Annotated in this window: 6 protein-coding genes and 1 pseudogene; all 7 read left to right on the top strand. The window is 72.6% G+C overall.

What is annotated here, in order from left to right; genetic code table 11:
- Window positions 1-209, top strand: a pseudogene (locus L0H79_RS20665) (hypothetical protein); the annotation flags it as partial.
- Window positions 206-931: a hypothetical protein gene (locus tag L0H79_RS20660; RefSeq protein ID WP_301486522.1), complete on the top strand. Its 726-nt coding sequence runs from the start codon at window positions 206-208 to the stop codon at window positions 929-931. The pseudogene L0H79_RS20665 and the gene L0H79_RS20660, both read left to right, overlap by 4 nt.
- Window positions 928-2,064, top strand: coding sequence for a M23 family metallopeptidase (locus L0H79_RS20655; RefSeq protein ID WP_301486521.1), 1,137 nt, complete (start codon window positions 928-930; stop codon window positions 2,062-2,064). Before L0H79_RS20660 ends, L0H79_RS20655 begins: the two co-directional genes overlap by 4 nt.
- Window positions 2,061-2,597, top strand: coding sequence for a hypothetical protein (locus L0H79_RS20650; RefSeq protein WP_301486520.1), 537 nt, complete (start codon window positions 2,061-2,063; stop codon window positions 2,595-2,597). Before L0H79_RS20655 ends, L0H79_RS20650 begins: the two co-directional genes overlap by 4 nt.
- Window positions 2,598-2,693: 96 nt before the next feature.
- A complete protein-coding gene (locus tag L0H79_RS20645; RefSeq protein ID WP_301486519.1) occupies window positions 2,694-3,497 on the top strand; it encodes a ParA family protein in 804 nt (267 codons plus the stop codon).
- A complete protein-coding gene (locus tag L0H79_RS20640) occupies window positions 3,494-3,832 on the top strand; it encodes a hypothetical protein (RefSeq protein WP_301486518.1) in 339 nt (112 codons plus the stop codon). Before L0H79_RS20645 ends, L0H79_RS20640 begins: the two co-directional genes overlap by 4 nt.
- Window positions 3,833-4,721: 889 nt before the next feature.
- A complete protein-coding gene (locus tag L0H79_RS20635) occupies window positions 4,722-5,033 on the top strand; it encodes a hypothetical protein (protein WP_301486517.1) in 312 nt (103 codons plus the stop codon).
- The last annotated feature ends 75 nt before the right edge of the window (window positions 5,034-5,108 follow it).

Genomic DNA, 5,108 nt, shown 5'->3' with positions numbered 1-5,108 from the left:
CAACGCCCACCGGCCAAGGCGGCGACGCCCGCCGGCCCAACCCGAGCGCCGACCGCACCGGCGCGGCCGGCACTGCGCGCCCGGCCCGGCAGCAGCCGTCCCGGTACGTCAAGATCACGCCGAAGCCCCGCACGCCGGGTGACACCCGGCCGCCACGGCGGCAGCCGATGCCGCCCCCGCCGCGTGAGCAGGACGGAGACCAGCCATGAGCTACCGCGATCTGGAGGACGACGACCCGGCGCAGGTCGAGCACCTGGCCGAGGTCGTCGACGCGCCCGACCCGACCCAGGCCGACGAGGACCCCGCGGGCGTCGGCCCGGCCGTCCTCGACCCGCAACCGGGGCGGGAGACCATGCCCCGCTGGGTCCAGCTGGCGATCCTGGCCGGGTGCGCCACGGCCGTGGCCGTGTTCATCTGGTTCGTCATCATCGACCGCAGCCCGGCCGCCGAACCCGGCGCCGCTCCGGTGGTCACGGTCAGCACCTCGCCGGCGGCACCAACCCCGCCGGCGCCCGGCCCGTCGACAGACGACACGACCGCGCCGGAACTCCCGGCGGCGCCGCCGCCCGCGGCTCAACCGGAAGCGACCGCGGCCCCCGAGGGGGCCGCGGCCACGCGTGCCCTCACGAGCGTGCGCTTGTTCGTGCCCGCCTGGACGATGAAGGGCACCCCCGCCCAGCGGCGCGACGCACTGACCCCGGTCACCACCGCGCGGCTCGTCGAGGCCCTGGCCGACGTCGCACCCGAAGCACTGCCCTCGCTCACCGGCGACCCCCGCATCAGCACCGTCACCGGAACCGCCGCGGTCGTCGAGGTGCCGACCAGCGCAGGCATCGCCCAGCTCACCGTCGAGCCCGTCGACGGGCGCTGGCTCGTGACAGCCGTCAGCCTCGCGCCACCACCCGTGCCGACCCCCCCAGCGCCAGCATGATCGGCCTGACCACGGTCGTCGGCGCGATCCTGTCCACCCCTGCCGGGCGCAAAGCGGCCCTCATCGGGGGTGGACTCGTCGTCGCGATCCCGCTCTCACTGATCGGCGGCATCGCCGGTACCGCGTCCATGGACGAGGCCCTGAACGCGCAATGCGGGCAGGGCACCCTCTCCGACGCCGCCGCCGTGGTGGCAGGCTCCCGGCCCAGCTGGTGGAACCAGGACGGTAAGGGCGCCGACCGGGACAAGAACGTCGGCATCATCGTCGGGATCGTGCGCGCCCGGGGCCTGCCCGATCGCGCCGCGATCATCGCGCTGGCCACCGCGCTCCAGGAGTCACGACTGATCAGCCTGCCCGGCGGTGACCGTGACAGTGCCGGCCTGTTCCAGCAGCGCCCCACCCAAGGGTGGGGCACCCTCGCGCAGGTCACCGATCCCGTCTACGCGACGAACAAGTTCCTCGACGCCCTGCAGAAGGTGCTCGGGTGGCCGCTGATGACCGTCACCGAGGCCGCCCAGAAGGTCCAAAAAAGCGCGTTCGCGGACGCCTACGCCCAGCACGAGGCGCTGGCCACGCAGCTGGTCATCGCCGCCGGCCGCCCCGCTACGCCGGCCAGCCCGCCGCCGGCCCAACCCGGCAACGGTGCGCCCGTGGCCGTCGCAGCCGCGACGGCCTGCCCGGACGTGCAGCCCGCCAGCGCGGCCGGCTCGCCGGTCATCTCCGGCCGGTGGGCCAACCCCCTCAAGCCAGCCAAGTACGGAATCGGCAGCGTGTTCGGCGCTTACCGGCCGAACCTGCCGACGGCGAAGCTGCACAAGGGCCAGGACCTGACGGCGCCGATCGGTACCCCGATCTACGCCGTCTGTGACGCCGTAGTGGCCCAAGCCGGACCAGTCACCGGAGGCGGCGGGAACCAGACGACGCTCGACTGCGGCGGCGGCATCACCATCAAGCTGATGCACCAGTCCGCGATCAGCACCGAGGCCGGCGCCTCCGTCACCGCCGGGCAACCCATCGGGGCCGTGGGCAGCACCGGCAACTCCACCGGGCCCCACCTGCACGAGCAGGTCGAGGTCGCCGGCGTGCCTATCAACCCGGTGCCCTTCATGGCCCAGCACGGGGTGCCGCTATGAGCCGCACCCGCCGCGGCATCGCCGCCGCGACGCTCACGCTCCTGACCCTCGCGGGCTGCTCGGCCGAGCCCGAGCCCGCCCAGGTCACCGCCGTCATCGCCACCCCGCCGCCGGCCACCTTTATCCCCGAGGCCGCGCCAACCCCCGACGCGGCCGGCACCCCGGCGGCACCACAGAACCAGATCAGCATCGACACCGAGCAGACCGGGCGCACCGCGGCCGCGGCCGCCGCCGCGATCACGTTCATGCGCGCCTACGCCCCGCCGAAGCTGACCAAGGCGGCATGGCAGGCGCGCGTGAACCCTCTGCTAACCGACTCCGCCCGTGAAGCCGCCCAGAACATCAACCTGGCCAGCATCACCGCGCACACCGTGACCAGCTCCGCCACGGTCCTGCCCGGCGCAGACAAAGACGCCCGCACCGTGACGGTGCCCACCGACGCCGGGGACTACACCCTGTTCCTGCGCTGGGACGCCCTCGGCGGCCGCTGGCTCGTGCAGACCTACCAGCCGCCCGAAATCCATGAAGACTGAGGAAGCCGTGACCAGGCCCGCTGACTCCCGCGACACGGCCCACCCGTCCGGGCCGCGTCCCCATGCTTGCATGCATGCACTGACTAGGCTCCCGGCATGACGACCGTGCTCGGGAGCTACTCCGAGGCCGGCGGCGTGTGCAAAACCACGCACGCCGTCAGCCTGGCCATGACCGCCGCCCTCGCGGGCCGGAACGTGCTGCTGATCGACCTCGACCCGCGCGCATCCGCCACCCGGTGGCTCACCGTCGAGCCGACCAAGCCCGGCCTCGACGTCTCAGCCATCATCGCCGCCGACGACTGCGACGGCTGGGCCGACGAGCTGGCCGTGCCCGCCCCGGACGGGTGGAGCCCGAACCTTCGCGTCGTCCCGGCCGGGCGCCGCCTCGCCACCCTCGAAGGGCAGCTCCCGCACGGCGTCGAGCTGCGCCTGATGCGCGCGATCGAGGGCACCACCGCTGACCTCGTGGTCATCGACTGCCCCAACCGCCAAGGCGGGCCGCTCACACTCAACGCGCTGTTCGCCGCGAACGCGCTGATCATCGCCGCCAAACCCGACACCGACGGCCGCGAAGGCGTCGAAGGCGCCTACACCACCATCGCCCGGCACCGGCAAACCCTCGACCGGCTCGGCTCGACCCGCCGCCTCGACGTGCTCGGCATCGTCGTCGGCAACGGCCGCGACGTGATCGTGCCGCGCATCGAGAAGCACACCCTGGCCGAACTCGACAACACCTGGCCCGGCCAGGTGCTCCGGCCCGTCATCCCCTCACGCACGATCGTGCGCGAGGCCCGCGAAGCGGGCACCTGGTACGGCAACTTTCCCTCCTCGGCGCCCGTCGTCGAGGCCTACGCCGCGATCGCGGCACAGATCCTCCACACCATGAAGGAGCCAGCATGAGCGACCAGGCCCGGCCCGACCTCACCGCGAGGTCGCAGCCTCGCGCAGCCGCCGACCTGCCCGACCCGGCCGACCCCGCACCGGCGCCCGAACGGCGCCAGGGACCGCCGGAGAAGCACCGCCCGATGGTCGCCATCGACACCGGCTCGACCGCCACCTACGCGATCCAGTACCGCCTCACCGAGGACGAACGCGACCAGCTGCTCCGCATGCAGGAAGCCCGCGGAGACCGACGCGGCATCGACACCATGCGGTGGTTCCTCGCGAACTTCGCGGACAAAGCCATCGAACGAGCCCGCCGCGAGACCGAGGCGAAACAGCACCACTACCGATAGCACCCAGCTGCCCCCCAGCAGCAACAGCCCGCATTTGACGCCTCACCGTCAACGCGGGCTGTTGCTGTCCCGGGCGCACTGTCACACCAGGTGCTTACGATGAGCCGGCTGGCCCTGCCGACGACCCGAACGGGCCAGCACGCCCCGCGGCCGAGCCTCCAGCCCCGGCCGCGGGACCACCCAGCCGGCCAGCTCGAACCCGGCCACGCGGGTCTGCGCAGTGACCTCGAAGCGCGGGAGCCAGTGTCGGTGCCGCGGCGAGGGCCGCACACCCTGGCACCACACGGGCCTGAACAACCCGCCACGCGGCCTACTGACGGCCGCGCGCGCGAACCCAGCCAGGCAGGCCCACCCCTCCTTCACCAGCCGTCTGTGAACTCAGCCGATGGCCAAACCGGAACAAGACACACACGCATCATCGACGCCAGAGGCGGCTCCCGAGCCAGGCGGTCAAGTAGCTCCACTCCGTGTCGCGACTTGCCCCACACCGGCGCCACCACGAGCCGGCGCGGTGAGCGACGAACGGCAAAGGCTGGCAGCTGCGCTGCTAACCGACCGGCCTCCGGCCGGCTGAAAACGTCTTTCCCCTCCACCTCCGGGGCGTCTCATGATCGCGGCCCCGCCGGTCGGTGCAACACCGGCTCGCTGCGCTCGACCCCTACGACGGGACGAGCCCCCTCGGCGCTCCTACGTCGCTGATTTCCTCGCGAACTCGCCCCGTCTCCAGGGCTGCCCGCTGTCCTTCGCTGCGCTACGGCCCTCCGGGTGCGCCGCCCGGCTCCTGCCCGCGCTTCATTCCACTTGCCCCGGAGGGGGCGGGGGATGGTCGCCCGGCCAACCGATGGGGAGCAGTCCCAGCGGCCCTGACAGTTCACGAGAGGAAACCCCAATGATCCACATCAGCCACACCGACGAGCACGGCGCCACCAGCGATATCAAGACGCTGGCCAGTGACAACGGCGACCAGATCAACCGCAACGCCGATACCGGCCAGTGGGACGCGTGGCACAACCTCGACGAGCGCCAGGTCGACGACTTGACCGCGAACACCGCAGCAACCGCCGTACTGCACGTGTACGCCTTTGCTCGGGTCGACGCGCTGCGCGTCGACTACGCCCACGGCCCCAGCGTGATCTACCCCGCCGGCCAGTGGCCCGTCCTGTCGGTCTGGGCCGACCTGTTCGACCAGCCCAACACGTAACCCCCGCACTCCCTCCGGTGGCGCGGCCCGCCCCGAACGCCACCCGCGGGGCACCCCCCCCAGCCAACAGCAAGG

It is taken from the genome of Intrasporangium sp., assembly GCF_030452765.1.
In the GTDB taxonomy this organism is placed as follows: Bacteria; Actinomycetota; Actinomycetes; order Actinomycetales; family Dermatophilaceae; genus Intrasporangium_A.
This window is presented reverse-complemented; position numbering and strand designations above follow the sequence as displayed.

Bases quoted from the DNA above. Each gene is read 5' to 3' on its own strand.
- L0H79_RS20660 (WP_301486522.1), top strand. From the start codon at position 206: ATGAGCTACCGCGATCTGGAGGACGACGACCCGGCGCAGGTCGAGCAC.
- L0H79_RS20655 (WP_301486521.1), top strand. From the start codon at position 928: ATGATCGGCCTGACCACGGTCGTCGGCGCGATCCTGTCCACCCCTGCC.
- L0H79_RS20650 (WP_301486520.1), top strand. From the start codon at position 2,061: ATGAGCCGCACCCGCCGCGGCATCGCCGCCGCGACGCTCACGCTCCTG.
- L0H79_RS20645 (WP_301486519.1), top strand. From the start codon at position 2,694: ATGACGACCGTGCTCGGGAGCTACTCCGAGGCCGGCGGCGTGTGCAAA.
- L0H79_RS20640 (WP_301486518.1), top strand. From the start codon at position 3,494: ATGAGCGACCAGGCCCGGCCCGACCTCACCGCGAGGTCGCAGCCTCGC.
- L0H79_RS20635 (WP_301486517.1), top strand. From the start codon at position 4,722: ATGATCCACATCAGCCACACCGACGAGCACGGCGCCACCAGCGATATC.